Source organism: Paraglaciecola sp. QJM3NY_14 (assembly GCF_056173245.1).
In genome coordinates, this window is the sequence record NZ_CM149664.1 from 3235069 (window position 1) to 3255951 (window position 20883).

A 20883-nucleotide genomic window follows, 5' to 3' on the forward strand; every position below is an offset into this window, starting at 1 on the left:
ACAACGTCGGTAACGATAAAAATGGAAAACCAAACATGAAAATCAGATCCTCTTTATTTGCAGTCGTACTGTGTGCCCTGCCCTGTATTCAAAGTATTGCCGCCCCTGTAAGCGACGAAGACCGTATTTCAGTCGATATTCGCCGCACAACCTTTCTCGTTAATGACATCGACACGTCGTTGCAATTATATCGCGATGCGCTTGGTTTAAACGTGATTTACGATCAGATGATTAATAGCCCCATGGAAAACGGCGAAACCCGTAAGCGCCGTTTGGTGCTGATGCAAGCGAACGACACCTTCATTGGTGCACTAGGTTTACTGCAATACATATACCCTGAAAAGCCCCAGCGCCAAGAGAAGTTCGATGAGCCGGTCCCCGGTGACCCTATTATGGTGATGAATGTATCAGACCTAGACACTCGATGGAAAAGCGTTGAGCAATCCCCCAAGGTAGCCGTTATTGAGGCGCCTCACCATGTTGAATATCCTAGAGCAGACGGTGGCAAAATCGCCGTCATGGTGTCTATGATCCGCGATCCAGATGGTTATTGGATAGAAGTAAATCAATTGCTCGACGCCCCAGCTAAAGCCAGCGACTAAGTTAGTCCGCTATAAAAAAAGAATAATAAAATTCTACAAAGCAGCTAATAACCCCTTGTTATTGGCTGTTTTTTTATTTCATTCATCAATATAAAACGAATGACTCTTTTACTGCACAACCAGTTATTTAAGCAGATTAAGATTGTTGATTTTTATCAAACCGCCCCTGAGTTAGCAGTGCTAGATTGCCAATACCGATAAAGCAATAATTTGTTCGCACATACCCACACTCAACAGGAATGCCAATGACACTAATAATAAAAAAGCTCCCGCTGGCGATTGCATCGATTTTGATGACGCAACCATTGATTACCCTAGCTCAAGAAGCACCGGCTGTGCCCGTAAACGACGATGCGCTGGAAATCATTGAAGTCACCTCACGTAAAAAAGTCGAGTCATTAAACCGTATTCCTGTGGCCGTTTCCGCGTTTTCTGACACCATGATCGAGCAACAAGGCTTTCAAAGCATCGATGATATTGCACGCTTTTCATCTGGGTTGAGCTTCTCTAAAGCCTTTGGTCGTGCCACGGAACGCCCGGTTATTCGCGGTATGGGCAACGTACTCGCTGGTATACAGTTTGGGGTTGAGTCAGGCGCGGCTTACTTTATTGACGGCAACTACTATTCTGGTGATGTACAGAGCTTAGATATGTCAGACGTTGCCCGAGTTGAAGTGGTGAAAGGCCCGCAAAGTGCTTTGTACGGGCGAAATTCTTATTCAGGAGCAATTAATTTCATCACCAAAGGCCCTGATCACGGTGACTTTACCGGCAACGTAAAATTGAACTTGGCGCAGGATGCACAGCGCACAGCTTCTGCGTATATCAGCGGCCCGTTAAATGATTGGTTAGCAGCCAGCTTAAGTCTGCGAGATTACCAAGTTGACGGTGATGATAATTGGCGCAATATCGTCACCGATGACATAGTGGGTGGCGAAGACACGCGTTCAGTTAGCGTTGTTTTAGATGCGGCCCCCTCTGACAAACTCGGTGTGCGCTTTCGATTTCAAAGCCAAGAAGACAGAGATGAAACACGGCCGTTTTTCCTAACCCCCACCAGCGAAAACAACTGCGCACCTGGCTACCGCTCTTTGGCCTCTTGGGCTGCCTCTGGCTCTGACAATAACTTTCAATACTTCTGTGGCGAGATTAAAAACCAGCCCATTGCCCTTAACGATAAAGCGGATGCCGACGGTATACCAAACGAGGTGCCGGGTGTTCCGGTTAGTAGCTTTCTACCTTCTGGCTCAACGTTTTTCGGCACGCCTTACGATACTGCAGATGGAACCGCCTTTGATGGCGTCGGTCGAGATCTGATTATTTCGAGTTTGGCAATGGATTATGAAATCGATGCAGGCTATAGCATGTCGTTAGCACTGGGTTATCGCGATGACGACGTCAGTACGGGCTCTGATGGCGATAATTCATCGGTAAATTATACCTTTGCACCGGGACAAGAGGCCTTCTTTGCCAATACGTCACGCCAAGAAACCAAAGATAAAACGCTCGAGTTCACCTTGCAATCGCCTGAAGGAAAACTCCAGTGGATGGCGGGTGCTTTTTACTATGAGCAAGACCGAGATAGTTTTGATCTGACCTTTGAAGACACCAAAGTCGGTATTTTCCAAGACAACAGTACGGTCACCAACAAGGCCGTTTATGCCTCTGTTGATTATGAATTTAACGATAAGCTTGACGGTACACTTGAAGCTCGCTGGGCCGAAGAAGAAAAAACGGTGACTGAGTTTGCCCCAGATGGCCTAATGACGTTTGATGCGGATGGCAATTGGAACAACTTTACCCCCAGAGCCACCCTCAATTACCGTTATGACAGCGACACCATATTTTACGGCATCGTCGCCCAAGGCGTTAAACCTGGCGGCATTAATGGCTCAGCTGGCGCCGACACGGGCAAACCCACCTACGAGCAAGAAGAAATTACCACTTACGAGCTCGGTATAAAAAGCAGCGCCTTGAACAAGGTATATGCCACGGTTTCTATGTTTTACAACGATGTAAGCGACGTGCAATTGACGACACCGCTGAATGTACCATCAGGCAATATCACCTCTGTCGCCACAAACCAAGGCGAAGGTAAAGTATTTGGTATAGAGCTGGATATTAACGCCCAGTTTACCGATAACTTATCAGGGCGGTTTACCTATGCATTAGCGGACACCAAATTTACCAAAGGTTGTGACGACTTTCAGTGGTCATTGACCAGCGGCGGCGGAGTGTTAACACCTGGCACGACTACGGGTACCGATTTTAGAGACGATTTTGGTATTACCACGCCCGCTAGTTGCTCTATCGATGGCAACGCGTTCCCTCTCAGTTCGAAGCATCAAGCCAGTGCATTTTTAGAATACATCACGCCCATTACCGGCGAACTCGAAGCCTTCTTTAATATCGATGCCAGCTATGAGTCCAAAAAATATGTGCAAGTGCATAACTTAGCCTATGTGCCCAGCGCTATCATTATGGGCGCCCGAATGGGTGTAAATGCTGAAAACTGGCGGATAAGTTTATACGCTAGAAACCTAACAGATGAAGATGCTCCCATTCTAACATCTCGCTGGTTAGGCATTCCTTACTTTACCTTTTCATCCCTTAACACTGCGCCTGACGGGGCTGATAATGGCTCACCGCGAGCATTTTTCAGTGCCGCTCGACGAGGTCGACAAGTGGGAATAGACATGACATATCGCTTCTAACATCAAGGCTTGGTGCGGTTGAAAGTTGGTGCGTTTTGAAAGTTGGTTCGTTTGAAAGTTGACGCGTTTGAAACTAACTCGCTATCCTGATGATCATAGACAGTAAAACGGAGCCCCTTGGCTCCGTTTTCGTATTGTGTGATTAATATTTATAATGCTTACTCCCAAGCTTGTCTCCTTTCCTAGTATAAAATTCCACTCTTAAACCGCCGGGAGTAACCCGAAGTTTTGTAAAGGCATCCGTCGGGAAAACATCACTGGATTTTTTAACCTTGTAGGTACTGCTTGTTAGCGTATCAATCGTTCCTCTAAGTTTAAAGCTTCTCCTGTTAGGGTGCGGGTAAGGCCAAAATAGCGCAGATGAAACCACTGACGACTCGGATTCATAGGGCGGCACACTGGACACAATTATTTTCACCCGTTCACTGCCATCGCTTAACCACGTTTTTAAGGCCGCCATCTGCATCGGCCCTAACATTTCTTGGGCCCCTTCTGTTAGGTGGCGCTCTGTTCTAGTGTCACATACGAACACATCACAGCAGCCATCACTGTATGTGTACCAAAGATGCGTCGGTGCACCTGTGATACGGCTACCGTTCAAATCAAAGAGCGGACTATGACTGGCCTGATACGTCGAGTATGCATGAATAGCGGCTGGAAATTTTGTCACCCAGTCTTTGGCGTTAGCAGATTGCGGCCAATTATCTTCAATTTCATGGTCATCTAGGGTCATATACGTTGGAGTACACGACATTAACCTGCGCAAATATTTAGACGTAAAGACTTTGCGATAACGCTTATTGTATTCGTCTAGGGAATCATCGGCGCAAATGACGTTCAAGTCATCCGCGTAGATTTGATCACCGCACATGATGAGCTGATCAACCTGATTATGGTCTTTTGTGTGCTCTAAAATGGATTTGAAGGTTCTATCACTGCGATCATCCCACCACAGTCCGCCGAACAATCGTAAAACATACCGACAGGAGCCAAACACAATGGTTCTTGCTTGCGTCACATCTGATGATGCGGTTCTCATATGGTTGATATCGATATGCTTCCAATTCAGCACGTTGTCGACATTGATTTCGCTAGAATCTACCTCGGAATAAAACCAACCTACCTGATATTCATAGGCCGTATTTTCTTCTAACTCGGTTAACACCACCACACCCGTTAGGTCGAAATTCGGGTTCATTTTAAAATACAAAGGGGGACTGAACGCCGACTTACCCGCTTTTCGATATTGAATGACACCGTGAGCCTTACGCGGACTACCATCATAAATAGACAATTCAGCCCGCCCAAAAATTCTAACCAAATGATGTGAAGTGTGACCGGTAATAGGACCAACCGTAAGATTTTGTACATCCATGTTGTGTTCCTTTTCAAAAGAAGGGTGAATAAAAGGCTGAGAAGTACAAACGTCAAAATTGACTCAGTCTAAAAATGAGCCTAGTACATGATGTTAAAAATGCATTAATGGGGAAAAGACTAGAATATGCTTTTTCGTGATGCGCGTTACCCTTTAGCACGGATCAACATGCAAAGTTCTCTGCTACAGCGTTGCCCCGACAGATAACCAGCCCTTAGTCTTTAGTTGAATCTCATTCAACTCAAATATACGTACAATGGGTGTGTATAATGAAGTAATAGCATTGCTTAGTGTATTTTATTACACAGGTAGTGCAGTTCCAGATAAAGGCAAAGCAATTTCACTTATTGTTAAGACAAGGAATATTTAGGTAAATGTTTAGACCGAGTTTATGGGCAAACGAGCTGGACTATCGACGAACTGTGCTGAAGGTTGTCCTGTGCATCATCATTTTCGCGGGCTCCATTTTTGTTGTTAACAATTGGCTCAACGGGTTCAAAGTGTATGCGTTAATTGAATTGGCGGTTGTTTTGTTTTCTGTAGGGCTACTCGCCATTCACAAGAAAACCCCCAATCTAACACTTTGGTCGTCCTTGTTTCTATTTGCCGTTTATACGGTTATTTTGATTGGTATATTCACCGTCGCATTTAAAGCGGCCCTTTATACTTGGCTGTTCTTAATCCCAGTCCTTTCTTACCTTCTGCTTGGCATCACCCTAGGCAACGTGTTTACCTGTGTGTATGTCATTGCTGGCGTGGCTATTCTTTGTAGGGCTTTGTCCTTTGAATCAAGTGAGATACCTCTGATATCGGTGGTGAACATCAGCTTATGTCTATCGGCTATTTGGGCCTTGTCGTACACCTATGAATCAAAAAGAGCAGCAATGGTTAAACGATTGCAGCAAATGGCATCGGTGGACCCGTTAACAGGTTTAAATAACCGGCTGTTGCTCGATTCCAGCTTCGAGATGCTGTGTGAAAGTCTCCCGGAACAACAACAAACAGTGTCAATGTTACTCATTGATTTAGACCACTTTAAAAAGGTCAACGACGAATACGGCCATGATATTGGTGATAAGGTGCTAATTGAGGTAGCTCGGCTTATCAATGAAACACGTCGCTTAAATGACTGGGCTTTTCGCCTAGGGGGTGAAGAATTTTGTATGCTTATCCCAGACACCAGCGAGCAGCAGGCTAAAAATATTGCTGAACGTATCCGCTTAGTCGTAGAAAAAGACATATTGATTAATAGTAAGGACATGAAAATCAGCGTGAGTATTGGCGTTTCACACTGGCCTGAAGATGGTCAGACGTTGAACCAGATTTACAAACTGGCGGATGAAAGACTATATAAAGCTAAGGAAACAGGTCGTAATAAAGTCATTGCTCACTAAGGGCCTCCCCTGCTTCTTTCACCAAACCATTTCACAGGTGCATCTTGCCAGTGGGTGGCCTTATCATTTTGTGCCTACTGTTTACTCGTCCCTCGACTCATTTCAATCAGACGGCTATACGTTCTGCGAAACTCGAAAGTCAAAGCGCCGTCTAGATACAGCTCATCGAGCGGTACATCACAACTTAGGTAAAGCCTAACATTTTGGTCGTAAAGCTCATCGATAAGACTAATAAAGCGCCGCGCTTTGTCATCATTCTCTGAGTATGACAAGACTCGCTCCCCCGTAACGGTCGCTTGATTATCCCCAACACCATCTTCCGTGCCTCTGGCTTTTATCCAGCCTCTGACCCTTGCCCCTAATTGAGGAACCTCGCTGATCATCACCGTCTTAAAATGCGATGCAATTTCCATATAATCGAGCTGAGAGCGCGGCCCTTCGCACAGTGCACTAAATTCAAACCAAGCAACATTGCTAGCGGTTTTCATGTTGGTCGCCTTGCGCACGGGAATATCACGATGGCAAATTTCTATCGTGGCGTTTGTCACTTGTGTGCTATCCACCTCCTGAGTCAACTGAGCAAACACAGCGGGGAAATTCATATTTTCTGAAACGCCAACATACGTGGACAAGCTACCTAAATCCGCCTCACTTAGGGACGTGTATAAATGATGTAAACGATGATCTTGCTCGCCGCAAAGATGCAACATATTGGTATGTTGCTGCAACAGTGCGATACAGGGCAAAAATTTATGTCGCGCTAAGCCATTTTCATATAAGCGTTCAATCGGTATATTCGATGTCGCAACCAGCACCACACCTTCTCTAAATAAGCATTCGAACAAGCCAGATAACAGCATGGCATCGCCGATATCTGATACAAAAAATTCATCGAAACATAATACGCGACGCTCATTACCCAGTTCTTGAGCGAGCGCTTTTGCTACGCTGACTAGAGGATTCGGCTGACCGCTGTGCTCATTAAGTGACTGATGTATCCGCGCCATAAAGCGATGAAAATGCAGGCGCAATTTTCCATCTTGCGGTAAGCAATCGTAAAACAAGTCCATCAGAAACGTCTTACCTCGGCCCACATCTCCCCATAAATAAAGCCCCTTTACCTGTGCAGCCTCGCAAAGGTTTCGCTCCATAAGTTGATGATAAAGACCATCAAGCGCCTCTATCGCTTCACGCTGGCTAGCGTCTTCAATCAAGGTTTTGCCCAGTTGAGACTGATAAACGCCAAATGGTGAGAGCGGTGGTGAGAGTGATGGTGAAAGTGATGGTGAAAGTGACATTGAGCGAAGGCTTTGCCCATCAGGCATGGTTAATGATTCCAGTCTAAAGCGTCAGTAAAGAAGCACTCTAACGACTTTTAAGCAACTCGCCAAATGAATTTTCATTTGCTTAATGCTCATTACAAAATCTCTGTTAAAAAGTGCATTTCAGAAGAATTCTATTACGTCTCTAAGCGTTTGATTTCATCGGCAATCAAGTATGGGTCTTCCATAGGGATGAAATGCGTGTGCCCGGGTAGGTAGTCCTCGATTGCTCCTGGAATGAGCCCAACTAAACCTTTGTAAGTGGCTGACGGGCGAAAATCAAAAGGTGCGTCGTCTTTTGTGCGTTCTTTTACCCGCAATATTTTTACTGCGGCGGTGATTGAGGACAAATGCTCAAGCAACAAACCGTTGCCAGAGCTTTGATAAATCGCAGCCTCGCATAAAGGCGGGCAAGCTAACTCACACAATTCACTGTCGATTTTATGTTCACCTGTTGGTGTTTTCTTTGATGTACTTTTTGGCACAAGGGCATAGTCGCAATAGTCTCTCAACACTTGAGGATCCCAATCGCTAAAAGGCGGGCGGCTACTAAAACGCGTAAACATTTCATCTGCGGACACCCATTCGTTGCGCCTTGACGCAATCGGGCTTTTTGCCGGATCGGTTTGTGTTGGGTCGGGGGAATCTGGGGTAAAAATAACAGGATCTAATAACAAAATACGCTTGAATCTATGAGGCAATTTACATGCGGCCTGCAAAACTACATGTCCGCCCATCGAGTGACCGCAGGCTGTTATGTCGCTCAAATCTAGGGTTTCGATTAATCCGATAAGATCATCACCAAATAACTGAAAACTATAGGGCGATGCAGAGTTTTCACTTAACCCATGACAGCGCAAATCAACCGCATAAACGTGCCGATTACCTAGTGCCTTAATGATTTTGTCCCACACTCGAGCATGAAACCCCGCGGCGTGAACCAATAGCAATGGCGGACCGATACCTTCCCACTCATAAACATTCAAAGCGATGCTATTTATCTTGCCTGCGTGCAATTCAATAGTGTGTCTTTTGGGGCCTTGTGACGACATTTACTGTTCCAAATTTACGTTAATCTATAAAGTGCTGCAGTGAAAGCGAACCCATGAACACATTAAACCCTGAATACGCCTAGCCATTTACACTAATATTATTTAGCGACTCTTGATAGCTTGGCTACTGAACTCGCCGTAGCCGTGAGTACGTCGTTTTCATTATAAATATGCCCTTCGACAAAGGCCACTTTATAGCCTTTTCTGACTGCCCAACCTTCGACCCGCAGTTTTCCTGCACGCGTTGGCTCCAGATAGGTGGTTTTGATCTCCAACGACGAAATATTGATAATATCTTTATTAAGTGCCATCACCGCATGACTCATCGCTGTATCAAGCATGGCCGTAACAAAACCGCCCTGTACAACGTCTATTGAGTGGCAATAATCTTTCCCAATATTAAATTCAAATCGGCAAGCGTCTTTTTCAACATCAAAATCAACCAGCTTCCCACCCAATAAACTTATGAACTTAGGGGCATGCTGGTTTATCTTTTCAATCGCTTGTTCTTTACTTGGCATAATATTACTCGTCATAAAATAGCTACCTGTGTTTCATTTGATAAGTGGATGTGTCACCTAATGCGCAAGAGCGATTATTATCGAAACAGAAGATCATGGATAATTTCATCTGATGATGAGTGTTTATAACGTAACGAATCTCACTCAATAGACTTTGCGTTGACCTTTTTTTGAAAGCTGGTTTTGTGATAAACGCTAACTATGGATTAGTATAAATTTCAATCGTTCGTTTGCCGTTCCCAAGGCGGATATACTGTGGCTTTATAGAAAGGTGAGGCTTTACTACCTCTTCTCATTTTGGTCGTTTGGCGCGTTGTATGTGTTTACGTTTTCATTACGCCATTAATACGCTTATGTATGCCAATCTCGGGTTGAAGTGGTAAAGAGAACGTTATTTTACAACCTATCGAATTTTCGTCGCTTTATTAAACGGTTTAATCACGGTTATTTAGTTTGCTAAATACCCCCTAATGTAAATATCGAGAATAATGTGTCTATACCAAAAATCATGCAAGGCCGACTCTCCCTCCCCGTGGTGGGTGCGCCACTATTTATAATTTCAGGGCCAGAACTCGTGATCAGCCAGTGTAAGGCGGGTGTTGTAGGTTCATTCCCTGCTCTAAACGCGCGCCCTGTAGAAATGTTAGATACTTGGCTGACCAGAATCAACTCTGAGCTAGATGCTTATAATCAAGCGAATCCCGACTGCCCAGCCGCCCCTTACGCAGTCAATCAGATAGTGCACAGCTCAAACGATCGATTAATGCACGACGTGGAAATATGCGTAAAGCACAAAGTGCCCATCGTCATCACCTCACTAGGGGCAAGACCAGAGGTATTTGACGCTATTCATTCTTATGGTGGTATATGTTTGCACGATGTGATTGACAATCGTTTTGCCAAAAAGGCAATTGAAAAAGGTGCCGACGGGCTTATCTGCGTGGCAGCCGGTGCAGGCGGTCATGCAGGGACACTTTCCCCGATGGCGTTTATTCAAGAAGTAAGAGAATGGTTCGATGGACCCGTTTTGCTGTCAGGCGCTATTTCGACGGGCCAAAACGTATTAGCCGCGCAAGCCATGGGCGCTGATCTGGCCTATATCGGCTCAGCTTTTATCGCGACTAAAGAAGCCAATGCAGACCAAGCTTATAAGCAAGCTTTGGTTGACTACGCAGCAGGCGATATCGTGTATACGAATTTATTTACCGGTGTTCATGGTAATTACTTAAAGCCATCTATTGTGGCTGCAGGTATGGATCCGGATAATTTACCTCAAAGCGATCCTTTGAAGATGGACTTTGGCTCAGGCAGTGATTCAAAAGCGAAAGCGTGGAAAGATATCTGGGGCTGTGGCCAGGGCATTAACGCGATCAAACAAGTTCAATCTACTCAAGATTTTGTTAGTAAACTAACGTCTGAATACGAAGCAGCGAAAAAAAGGCTGCTAGCCCTATAGAACGCAGGGCTAACTAGCTGGCTAACGTAAACGCTATGTTTATTGCGCTATATCGCTGATTTGAACGGTTGGCTGGGTATTGGTGAAGTTAACCAAATCAGCCAAAATCACCTCTTGATGTGGCCCGAACGCCTGCTGGAATGATTCAACTGATTCGAAAACCAAGTGCCCCATGGCAATATACGCAGGTGCTTCGCCGGGAGCACCCCCCCCAAGCCCTAAATCAGCATGGGCCGACACAAGGGCATCACCGACTAGCTCAGCAACCAGCGGCAAATGCGTAGCGCGGTAATAATCCATATCGAAGGTAGCACTTTCACTGTTTGGGTATAACACACTGACTTTAATCATTAAATTTATCCTACTAAGATGATATTGAGTATTGGTGCTTTAGCAAAAGGAGCGGTCTATGCACCAACGTGAGCAACTGTTCAAGTATGTATTACGCTCTGGCTCTGTGCCAGTGTTTTATAGTTTCATACACGTTTAGTAACGTATTTGGCTCCCCCCGCTTCACACTTGCAACGTGATAACAGCGAGCTTTTTACATCGCCCGGCTCTTCACATCCCCCGACCCTTTACATCGCCCGACCCTTTACATCGCCCGGCAGTTAATCGCTGCCATACGACCGATGTGCACGGTTAAATCGTCACCTTTACCCCGAATACTGTTAGGCCCATTCGTATACGAAAAACCTGATGCGCTTGGTTCCTGAGTCAACTCTATCTCGTCGTTGTTACGCGTCATAACGGCTCGATCACTGTCGTTGTAAAAACGCACCGTCACAGGAGCGTTTCCATCACATTCAAATATCACCCGGGTATATTGCTCGGCCTCTTCAGCCTCTACACGTTTTTTATCTTCTAGATTAGCTTCTGGGCTACATGCTTGTAAGCCAAGTATTAATAATGGCATGAGTAGCACCGTTTTCATTTTAGCTTGCATACTGGTTCTCCCTAAATAGTCGATAGAGCATCGGCACCGTTTCACGATAAAGAACATTTAAAGTCGTTCGCTGACTTCTTGTGCCGCTCGCAAACCCGATACTATCGCAGACTCCATACCAGAGTACATAAACTCAGTGTGCTCACCGGCGAAATGCAACTTATCCTCAATGCTTGCCATATGAGGAACAAGTGTTTGCACTTGCCCAGGGGCGAACTGGATATAAGCTCCCCTTGAGAAGCGCTCGTTTGCCCAAGACTGATGGTGCACCACCTCGATTTTCCCTTTAAGCCCAGGGTAAAAGGTGTTGAGTGCCCCTTTAACAACATTAATGGCATCAATCGCTGGTAGCTTATCCAAGGCCTTTGCTTGTGGGCCATTTATCCAGCTTGTTAAGTAGGTTAAAGAACCACTCTCATCGACTTGACTAAATACGCGCCCCAAGGTGTTGTCCGTCCATAAATTAGTCGCTTCTAGCATGGACACATCCGCCTGCTTGTTAACAGCGAAATGCACTTGTGTTACAGGCGTATAAACGGCTTCATTTATAGCACGACGTTTGTGGGTGCTTATATCGCAGTGAAGGGCCACCTCCTTTAACGCAGAAAATGGGCTGGTGATGATACAGCGTTTAGCTGAATATTCGCTGCCATCTTCACAACGCACCTTGACTGTGTCTGTGCCTTCTATGATATGGCTTACCACCTTATCAGTACGAACAACATCTCCCACGCTATCAGCCAGTGCTTGAGTGAAGCGGCTATTGCCCCCTTGGACTTTCTGCGCGCCTCTTGCGCCTACTCGCGCTAAGCTCAAACGATAAAAGGCATCGGCGGCAGATAATTGTTGCAGGCTCGAGGCATTTACATTCGCCTTTATCAGGCGTAGCGCTTCTACTGATATGTTTTGCTGTTGAAAATACTCCTCAAGTGAAATGTCTAATGGCGCGTATTTCCCTAACGTCCAGTCAGAGGGCAACGCGTACTTTGGCCCCTGCCCCAACGCTTTATAATACAAGCTTGAAGGTAAGGTTTTTTTGTCATCGCCGAGGAGCTTATTTTGCGGATGGGTAGGCCATTCAGCTGCGCTAATGCGCTGGCCATTTATCACAAAGGTATTTTGTTTGGCATAATTCCCCAAAGACACCAACGGTAAACCTAGCTGCTGGGCATACGTGCGCATCATGCCGTACCCTTGACCAATTTGAAGCCCTCCTGCTTCCGCGTTTATACCATGGGTATTAACAGTAAGTATGCGCCCGCCAACTCGCGCGCGCGCTTCTAAAACCAGCACATTATAACCTTGCTCTTTTAAATAACGCGCACCGGTAAGCCCAGCCAACCCTGCGCCAATAACAATGACATCAGCATGACTGTCACTTGTGGCCCAAAGCGGCGCAGCTATTGCACCAGCCCCAATTAATAATGAACTAGCGGCTAAGCCCTTGATAACGTGCCTGCGTTGCATAAGGTACCTCAATTGCTATTAACACCAAATTGGTTTTAGCCAATAAAAAAGCGAGATAACTCGCTTTTTTATAAGTTGATAACGACGTGAAACATTAGCGCATCACGCTCTGTATTTGAGCATCAAACTAGAACTTGTATGAAGCCGTGATACCAAATTCACGACCTCGACTTGGTGCAACAGGAAACGCGCGAGCGCCATAAGCAAAGCTCTGTACATCAACATATCTAAATACATAAGTAGGCGTGTCATCATCCGTTACGTTGTTCACCCAGGCTGTTAAACGTATATTCTCTAGCTGAACACCTGTTTTGAGGTGTAAAAGCTTACGCGAGCCAGTTTCAATCAGGTTATGTACATGGGCATAACGCGTTGAGTCGTAAGCAAAGTCCAAACGGCTGAACAACTCCATACCATCATTAATTTGGGTCGAATAATTTAGTGCTAACGTGGCTTCGTTTTTCGGTACTTGTGGCGGTGTATTGCCTTTTAAGTCACCAAACTCGCGCAGGTTGTCACCTACACAGAAACTAGAAGCACCGCCAGGGGCGAAGAAGCGACATTGATTAGAGTCAAACAGCTCTTCAAACTGTGCATCCGTACGTGACAGGCCAAAGTCCAAGTTGAAGTGCTCGTTGATAACCCATTTACCTTGAATTTCAATCCCTTTGATTTCAGTAGAGCCTGCATTAGAGGTATAAGAAACGGGTGGACCCTCAACCTCATCATAGCTATCCGTCAGTTGCTGCTTAGTCCAATCCATAGTGTACGCCGCAGCAGAAACGTATAAGCTGCCATCAAACATGGTGGACTTAACCCCTAGCTCGTACATCACCATGTCTTCTTCATCAATAACCACTAAGTCATCAGGTAACAAAGTGCTGGTGTTAAAGCCTCCAGGGCTGTTACCTTCAGAGCGCGTTAAATAGACTAAAGTGTCGTCATTGACATCGTACTCGGCGATGAAGCGCGTGGTCGTGCTGTCAAACTCATTGCTGACATCGGCGAATTGTTCATTTTGAATGAGGGTGTCATACGCTTCGGTCGTGACTTCATCGCTTGAGCGACGTATTTCAGCTGATAAACGGAAATCATCGGTAAACTCATACGTTCCCATCGCCATAAACGCAGTGTTGTCTAGCTCTTCAGCGAAGTTGTCTACCGCTGAGGGCTCTGCTTCTGAGTGCCATATGTATGCACCGACTGACCAATATAGCCTGTCGTCAAATGCACTGGAACTGAAACGAATTTCATGACTGTATTCATCTGAGCCAGAGGAATCAAGGGTATACCAGGAGTCTGCCGACGTGAAATAAGGCCCACCACTGAAAAAGCCAAAACTAAAGGATTGTTCATCGCCGTTGTAGGTCTGATCCAAGCCTGTTTCACCATCATAGGAATTCCAACCGCTGATCAAAGAGACTGTTCCAAAGTCAAAGTGATGGTTTAATTTGAAGCTGATGTGCTCGCTGGTATTACGCAGGCCATAGTCGTCATTATCTAAAAATCCACCGCCACCAATGCTGATAGGCTGGTCCGTTAACGCTTCGCCGCAGTAGTAAGGGCGCGTGTCTAAGAAGCAGTTGTTCTCTTCAGCCCCTTGAAAGCCAAACGGCTGGGTTTCATCGTCGTTTTCGTTGTAAATATAGTTAAGGGAGATATCGGTATTTGTACTCGGGGTAAAGTACAAACCTAGCATGCCAGATTTGGTTTTCTCGCCGCCTACATCGGGGCCATCTTCTTTGGTGTTGTTCCAATCACCGTCGTAACTGTCTGCGGAAACAGATGCTCTAAAAGCGAACATATCATTAAGCTTACTCGAAACCCCTGCGGCAAGTTTTTGGTTACCGTTTTGGCCCAAGGTTAAATTAACATAGCCTGATAATTCATCCGCTGGCTTGCGAGTAATGAAGTTGATAGCACCAGAAAAGGTACGGCGACCATATTGAGCACTTTGCGGCCCTTTAACAATCTCTACCCGCTCAATCAAATCTAGAGGCAAGCTTTGAATCGAACCACCAAAATATACGCCATCAATAAAATAGGAGGCTTTTTGTGAACCGAACCCTGGGATCCACGATACGCCACGTATCACCGGAATATCAGATTGACGACCAAAGGTTTTCTCCATGGACATACCCACTGCACTAACGGCAATATCATTAATGTTTTGCAGGCCACCTTTTTCAATGTCATCCGCATTGAAAGTCGTTACAGAAATAGGAATTTTGTTAAGCGTTTCTTTACGATAACGAGAAGTTACCTCAATTAACTCAATCGCCTCTTTATTAAATTCGGTTTCAGTATCTGGCGCGACCTCTTGGGCGAAGGCCCCGAGTGGCGCGGCGACAAATGGTGCCACTAGGGCTAACGTAATCATTTGCGCTAATTTGCTGCGACTGTAATGCATGTTCATGGATGGTCCCTCTGACTTTATTGTAATAGTTCGGTTTTGTGTGCATTCCCGGAAACACGAATGTAACGAGCTGACGAATATCACTTTAGCCAAATTTGCACGGACAAATTCGCCCAAAATTTCCACGATTGACATTTATCAAAGAGAATGAGTTGATAAATGTCAATGTCATCCCCTGATCAAAAATGGTGACGCATGCGTTTGACTGAAGATAAGAAGGTTGGGTAAGTCGTTGCTAATAAACATAAAAAAGGCGGGTTAGTTAATCACCCGCCTTAATTGCTCTGTGTCTTGAATTGCATATCAGAAGCTAAAATGAGGCCGTGTTTCCTTGATTTTTAAGCCTGCCTGCATCCAGCGCAAATTCATGCCAGTGGTGGGATTAGTGCGGTCGCTCCAAATATAGGTGATGGTTTTACCTGTGGCATCATCAATCAGACCCAGTTTGAAAATAGGATCAAAGGTATTCTGATAGGTCAGTAACGCCAGTTGAATCGAGTAACCTGACTTTTCACCCGTTTTAGCGTCTTGCAGAGGCACTATTTGCCCTTCGTTGTGCAGCAGTAAATCGCGGTTAAACACCCACTTGGCATCCTCAGGTGCATCTTTACCGCCAATGCGCGTGCCGCCCCAACCAGTAAAATAGACCACCTTTCGGTTTTTATGAGGAATACCCGCTTTGTTGCCAAACACATAGTTACCATCTTCATCGGCGGCTTTGTCGGCTATCCAAATTTCGTTATCGGTTAGCCGCAATGTATCGTTAAAAAATATCTTTTTGCCACTGCGTTTAGATACGATATTGCAGGTATCCTGGCCCATGGTGCCATCAAAATACTGGCCGTTATATCGCCAGTACACTTCGCACCCTGGATAGGTCGTTATCTCGTCAGTACTCAATGTTTGGTATACCTCAGGGTGCAAATGGGCATCGGCATATTTGGCTTCGTCTTTGAACCGATAAATATTCAGTTGCAGTGCGCCCTTTTCTTCATTGCGAATAAATTGGTACAAGCGCTGTCGATACACCTTGCTTGGGTCGCCATCCATGTACTGTTTTACAAAGTACGTGGTGCCCTCAAGTGCCGGTGTTGCAAGCGGCGCGAATACATGATGAATATGCTCGTGAACCTGTAAACCAGGCTCCTTTTCTTTAGATATATTGTCTTGCCAGTGCTGTTCGTGATTATCAAATTCAGCGGCAAACCACTGGTGGAATAATGCTTCTTGAAGAGTGTCTTTAGCTTGTATCTGAGCTGACGCCATTGAAGCGCTCTTTTGGCTAGCGCTGTTTTGGCTAGCGCCTTCTTGGCTGGCGCTCTTTTCGCTGGCGCAACTGGCTAAACTTGCGGCCACACATAATGCGGCAATGATTTGTTTCATAACTTTCCCTATTGGTTAAATAAACGCATTTTTGCTGCGCATGGTGGCAATATCTGTATCACTGTAACCCAGCTCAATAAGCAAATTTTCAGTGTCTTGGCTAAACGCCGGTAAAGTAAAACTGGGCTGTGCTGGCTCTTGTTTAAACTTAACCGGCACCCCTAAATGCACGTTACCTTGCTCATCAGTTAACAACATATCGCGCTGTGCTAAATGTGCATCACGAATGGCGTCATTCAAGCTGCGCACAGGTGACCAGCACACATCTATGTCAGCCAAGAATTCGCTCCATTGGCTCAGCGTTTTAGTCGCAAAAGTAGCGTGAAAGAAGGTTTTGACTGGCCGTTGTGCCTCACCAGGAGGTTCAGAGCAAAGTGGAATTAAATCTTCTCTGCCCAGTGCCGTCAGTAAATTTTTGGCAAATTTAACTTCACTGCCACCAAGCGTTAGGTGCTCGCCGTCGCGGGTTTGATAAATGTTATACATGGCTGCCCCGCCCCAACTACGCTCATCTTTAGGCTCGGGGGAGCGGTTTTCGGCAAAAGGTGGGCCCATTACGTTGGCGTACCATGCCACTAGCGAGTCTTGCATAGAAATATCAAGGTAATCCCCTTGCCCAGTTTGTTGACAGCGTAACAACGCCATCAACACCCCAGAAAAGGCCATTAAGCTGCCCGCCATATCGGCCACTGGCATAGCCGGTTGCGCTGGTTTTCCATCTTGTCCTTGATTGATTTGCAAAGCGCCTGAGTCCGCTTGAATACTCAAATCATGGGCGGGGTTCAAACGTTTGGGCCCCGTCTGGCCATAAGCCGAAATTGAACAATAGACGATCTTGGGGTTAATTTTTTTAATCGTTTCAAAATCAATACCTAGGCGCTCGACCACGCCGGGGCGAAATGCTTCCACCACGACATCAACGGTTTCGCAAAGCTTATAAAGCGCCTGTTTTCCTGCATCACTTTTTAAATTCAAGTTGATGCTTTTCTTGCCGCGAAACACATTTCTGAACCACACAGACTGGTCGTTTTGCTTCAAGCCAATTTCACGCACTGGCTCACCTGTGGGCGGCTCTAGGCTAATAACTTCTGCCCCGTGATCCGCCATCATCATGGTGAAGTGCGGTCCGGGTAGAAACAAAGATAGGTCGAGTACTCGATAGCCGTCTAATTTCACCTAACACCTCTTATAAATAATCGATTGAAAGCACGTTTTACCATGTCGCTTTATACGGCTTTATTAGCGCTAAGCTCAGCAATTTCAGCTTGGTTGTAGCCCAACTCATTTAGCAAATCTTGGGTATCTGTGCCCATAGGCACGGCGGCGTTTCCGCTTAGTCGCTGACCATCGAGCTTGATCGGATTAGCCAGTATTTCCATTTTTTCATTCTGGGGATGAGGCACCCTTTGCACCATGCCAATGTCTCGAATGTACTGGTTATTCAACGCTTCTGGTACATCGTAAACCGGCGCACAAGGAATACGCCCTTTTAGCACATCCAACCAATGTGCAGTGGGATGAGCAGCCAAGACGCGATCGATTTCAGTGGTCAGCTCATCGCGATTTTCACGCCGCCCTGCCACTTGGGCAAAACGTGATTCTTTAAGAACTTCATCATCGAGGATATCAACCAACACATCCCAAAACTTATCCGTCATGGCCATCAGAAATACGAAACTGTCTTGGGTTTTATACAGCTGACACGGCACTGTGGCTGGGTGCGCCGAGCGCGCAACGCGCTGCACCACATGACTTTCGTTTAAGTACCACGTGGCTGGGTAAGATAGTTGATGAAGGGCTACATCGAACAGGGATACATCCACGTCTCGCCCCTGACCCGTGCGGTGAGCCCCTAACATAGCGGCGGTTAAACCTAATGAAGCAACAGCACCTGTCATGAAGTCCACCATGGACACCCCAAAGCGTGTTGGCGCCTGATCTGGCTCGCCAGTGAGGGACATCAAACCCGCTTCGGCTTGCATTAAATAGTCATACCCCGGCCAACTGGCGCGGTCGTTGTCTCGGCCATAGGCAGATAAATGCCCGCAAACTATTTTCGGGTTAATGTGCTTTAACTGCTCGTAGGTAATACCGAGTTTTTGCGGCTGATCGCCACGTAAATTGTTGGTCACGGCATCGGCGGTTTTGACCAGTTTTTCGAACACTTTTTGCCCTTCTTCTGATTTCAAATTCAGGGTCAGGCTTTTCTTGTTTACATTAAAAGTTTGGTAAAAATAGCTGTCGTTTTCTCCTAGAAAAAACGGCCCGGTTTGACGAGAAACATCCCCTCCAATGGCAGGGTTTTCAATTTTGATCACCTCTGCCCCCAAGTCTGCTAAATACATAGAGCCGTAAGGGCCTGCGCCGTATTGTTCAACGGCTATAATTCGTACACCATCAAGGGGAAGTTGTGTCATGGCTGTGTCCTTTTTTGCGCTTTACCCGCGGTATTTTGACTGTTCTTAGGTATGAAACCACACTTAGTAAGTGCATTGACTAAGCGTGGCTGTTGGCGTTAGATTTTGTTTTTATCGATGATTTGTTTGGCAATAATAATGCGCTGCATTTCATTGGTGCCCTCGCCGATACACATCAACATGGCATCTCGATAGTAACGCTCGATATCGTATTCCACTGAGTAGCTGTACCCGCCAAAAATACGCATAGCTTCGTTGGCACAAAATACCCCTGCTTCAGAGCCAAAGTATTTCGCCATGCCCGCTTCCATATCACATCGCTCATTAGCATCGTATTTGGCGGCGGCTTGTTCAATCAACAAACGCGCGGCTTCCACCTGGGTAGCCATTTCGCCCAACTTGAGCTGGATTGCCTGATGTTGGCAGATAGCTTTACCGAAGGTTTCACGCTCTTGTGCGTAGCGCACCGCTAACTCAGTGGCGCCTCTGGCAATGCCCGCACCACGTGCGGCTACGTTAATACGCCCAAGTTCAAGGCCACCAATGGCGTGTTTAAAGCCTGAACCTTCTTTTTCACCGACTAAATTAGCTGCCGGGACACGCACGTTTTCAAATACGACTTCACAGGTATCGATGGAGCGATAACCGAGCTTTTTCATTTTTGATACGGTGATGCCGGCTTTGAATTCGCCGTTTTCATCTTTCGTTTCAACGATAAACATACTGGTGCCGGTATGTGCTGGCACCGCATCAAGGTCTGTTTTCACCAGTACAGCAAGTGAATTACCGTTGAGGGAATTGGTGATCCAGGTTTTTGCGCCATTAATGATGTAATCATCACCATCTTTCACTGCAGTTGTGCGTATGGCTTGTAAATCCGTGCCTGCATTTGGCTCAGTCAAAGCCACCCCGCCACGTAATTCACCAGTGGCCATCAATGGCAAGAAGCGTTCTTTTTGTGCCTGAGTACCGCAGCGCTCAATGGCTGAAGCTTGAATCAAATGTGAATTAAAGATGCCGCTAGGAGCCATCCAGGCTGATGCCACTTTCATCACGATTTTGGCGTATATCGACGCAGGCAAACCTAGCCCACCATACGCTTGGCCGATGGTGGCACCAAACAAGCCTAGCTCTTTCATTTGCTCAGCCAGTGCATGAGGGTATTTGTCTTCTTGATCATATTCTTTAGCGATTGGGCGAACGTCGTTCTCAACCCATTTATCGATCATGTCTATGATCCCTGACTCATCTTCTTTTGACCATGCTTCAGACATAGCAAACCTCTATTGATTAATAGTTAACTTTTTCTTCTACTGAGTAACCTTGTTTCGCAATTAACATCTTGCGCACAAAACTACATACCTGCTTGCCGTCTTGGTTGAAACCAAGTGTTTCAACGGTCACTATCCCAGCACCTGGGCGCGACTTAGACTCGCGCTTGTCCAGTACTTTTGACTCTGCATATAAGGTGTCATCTTCAAAAACGGGGGACGTCATTTTGATGTCTTCCCAGCCTAAGTTGGCAATGGCTTTTTGGCTGACATCTGTCACGCTCATGCCCACCATTAGGGCTACGGTGAAGGGTGAGCACACAATGCATTTACCAAATTCACTGGCTTTGGCGTACTCGTCATCAAAATGCATAGGGTGAGTATTCATAGTTAATAACGTGAACCAGGTGTTGTCCGTTTTGGTAATAGTGCGCCCAGGGCGATGTTCATAGGTGTCACCTACTGTGAACTCTTCAAAACATCTGCCGAAGGTTTCGCGATAACGGTTGTCGCCGACTTTTTTTACATTCTGTACCATTAGTTTTCT

17 protein-coding genes are annotated in these 20883 nt (G+C 46.0%); 4 read left to right on the top strand and 13 right to left on the bottom strand.

Features of this window, described 5'->3' with window-relative positions; all coding sequences use genetic code 11:
• Window positions 1–35: 35 nt before the first annotated feature.
• Both AC0VYA_RS13690 and AC0VYA_RS13695 read left to right on the top strand, forming a co-directional pair.
• On the top strand, window positions 36–602 hold the full coding sequence (locus AC0VYA_RS13690) for a VOC family protein (RefSeq protein WP_011575472.1): 567 nt from the start codon (window positions 36–38) through the stop codon (window positions 600–602).
• Between the two features lie 245 nt (window positions 603–847).
• The gene (locus tag AC0VYA_RS13695; RefSeq protein ID WP_473474766.1) at window positions 848–3316 is read left to right on the top strand and encodes a TonB-dependent receptor domain-containing protein; all 2469 of its coding nucleotides are present in this window, start codon (window positions 848–850) and stop codon (window positions 3314–3316) included.
• Between the two features lie 142 nt (window positions 3317–3458).
• Here AC0VYA_RS13695 and AC0VYA_RS13700 read toward each other — a convergent pair whose 3' ends face one another.
• Entirely contained in the window at window positions 3459–4691 is a 1233-nt protein-coding gene (locus AC0VYA_RS13700) for an alkaline phosphatase D family protein (RefSeq protein ID WP_475488639.1), read from the bottom strand.
• Between the two features lie 374 nt (window positions 4692–5065).
• On the opposite strand from AC0VYA_RS13700, the gene AC0VYA_RS13705 reads away from it, so the two are divergent.
• Window positions 5066–6085, top strand: coding sequence for a diguanylate cyclase (locus tag AC0VYA_RS13705; protein WP_473474768.1), 1020 nt, complete (start codon window positions 5066–5068; stop codon window positions 6083–6085).
• Between the two features lie 74 nt (window positions 6086–6159).
• On the opposite strand, the gene zapE is transcribed toward AC0VYA_RS13705, so the two are convergent.
• The 3 genes from zapE to AC0VYA_RS13720 form a co-directional block, all read right to left on the bottom strand.
• On the bottom strand, window positions 6160–7410 hold the full coding sequence (gene zapE / locus AC0VYA_RS13710; protein ID WP_475488640.1) for a cell division protein ZapE: 1251 nt from the start codon (window positions 7408–7410) through the stop codon (window positions 6160–6162).
• A gap of 134 nt (window positions 7411–7544) precedes the next feature.
• Window positions 7545–8459 carry an alpha/beta fold hydrolase gene (locus AC0VYA_RS13715; RefSeq protein ID WP_473474770.1) on the bottom strand — a complete coding sequence of 305 codons (915 nt, stop codon included), beginning with the start codon at window positions 8457–8459 and terminating at the stop codon, window positions 7545–7547.
• A 98-nt stretch (window positions 8460–8557) separates the two neighbouring features.
• Window positions 8558–8980, bottom strand: coding sequence for a PaaI family thioesterase (locus tag AC0VYA_RS13720; RefSeq protein ID WP_041714473.1), 423 nt, complete (start codon window positions 8978–8980; stop codon window positions 8558–8560).
• A gap of 490 nt (window positions 8981–9470) precedes the next feature.
• On the opposite strand from AC0VYA_RS13720, the gene AC0VYA_RS13725 reads away from it, so the two are divergent.
• On the top strand, window positions 9471–10436 hold the full coding sequence (locus tag AC0VYA_RS13725; RefSeq protein ID WP_475488641.1) for an NAD(P)H-dependent flavin oxidoreductase: 966 nt from the start codon (window positions 9471–9473) through the stop codon (window positions 10434–10436).
• Between the two features lie 39 nt (window positions 10437–10475).
• Here the strand turns inward: AC0VYA_RS13725 and AC0VYA_RS13730 are convergent, their stop codons facing one another.
• From AC0VYA_RS13730 to AC0VYA_RS13770, 9 genes are all read right to left on the bottom strand, one after another.
• Window positions 10476–10787: an EthD family reductase gene (locus AC0VYA_RS13730; protein WP_011575480.1), complete on the bottom strand. Its 312-nt coding sequence runs from the start codon at window positions 10785–10787 to the stop codon at window positions 10476–10478.
• Window positions 10788–11031: 244 nt separating this feature from the next.
• Window positions 11032–11382, bottom strand: coding sequence for an MliC family protein (locus AC0VYA_RS13735; RefSeq protein WP_011575481.1), 351 nt, complete (start codon window positions 11380–11382; stop codon window positions 11032–11034).
• 57 nt (window positions 11383–11439) lie between these two features.
• The gene (locus AC0VYA_RS13740) at window positions 11440–12849 is read right to left on the bottom strand and encodes a flavin monoamine oxidase family protein (RefSeq protein ID WP_475488642.1); all 1410 of its coding nucleotides are present in this window, start codon (window positions 12847–12849) and stop codon (window positions 11440–11442) included.
• A 127-nt stretch (window positions 12850–12976) separates the two neighbouring features.
• Window positions 12977–15265, bottom strand: a complete 2289-nt coding sequence (locus AC0VYA_RS13745) for a TonB-dependent receptor domain-containing protein (RefSeq protein ID WP_473474773.1) — start codon at window positions 15263–15265, stop codon at window positions 12977–12979.
• Between the two features lie 303 nt (window positions 15266–15568).
• Window positions 15569–16648 (bottom strand): chromophore lyase CpcT/CpeT, encoded by a 1080-nt coding sequence (locus AC0VYA_RS13750; protein ID WP_475488643.1) that lies wholly within the window; start codon window positions 16646–16648, stop codon window positions 15569–15571.
• A 15-nt stretch (window positions 16649–16663) separates the two neighbouring features.
• The gene (locus AC0VYA_RS13755; protein WP_475488644.1) at window positions 16664–17824 is read right to left on the bottom strand and encodes a CaiB/BaiF CoA transferase family protein; all 1161 of its coding nucleotides are present in this window, start codon (window positions 17822–17824) and stop codon (window positions 16664–16666) included.
• Window positions 17825–17874: 50 nt separating this feature from the next.
• Window positions 17875–19065, bottom strand: a complete 1191-nt coding sequence (locus tag AC0VYA_RS13760) for a CaiB/BaiF CoA transferase family protein (protein WP_475488645.1) — start codon at window positions 19063–19065, stop codon at window positions 17875–17877.
• A gap of 98 nt (window positions 19066–19163) precedes the next feature.
• Window positions 19164–20339, bottom strand: coding sequence for an acyl-CoA dehydrogenase family protein (locus AC0VYA_RS13765; RefSeq protein ID WP_011575487.1), 1176 nt, complete (start codon window positions 20337–20339; stop codon window positions 19164–19166).
• A 16-nt stretch (window positions 20340–20355) separates the two neighbouring features.
• Window positions 20356–20874, bottom strand: a complete 519-nt coding sequence (locus tag AC0VYA_RS13770) for a MaoC family dehydratase (RefSeq protein ID WP_475488646.1) — start codon at window positions 20872–20874, stop codon at window positions 20356–20358.
• Window positions 20875–20883 lie beyond the last annotated feature (9 nt).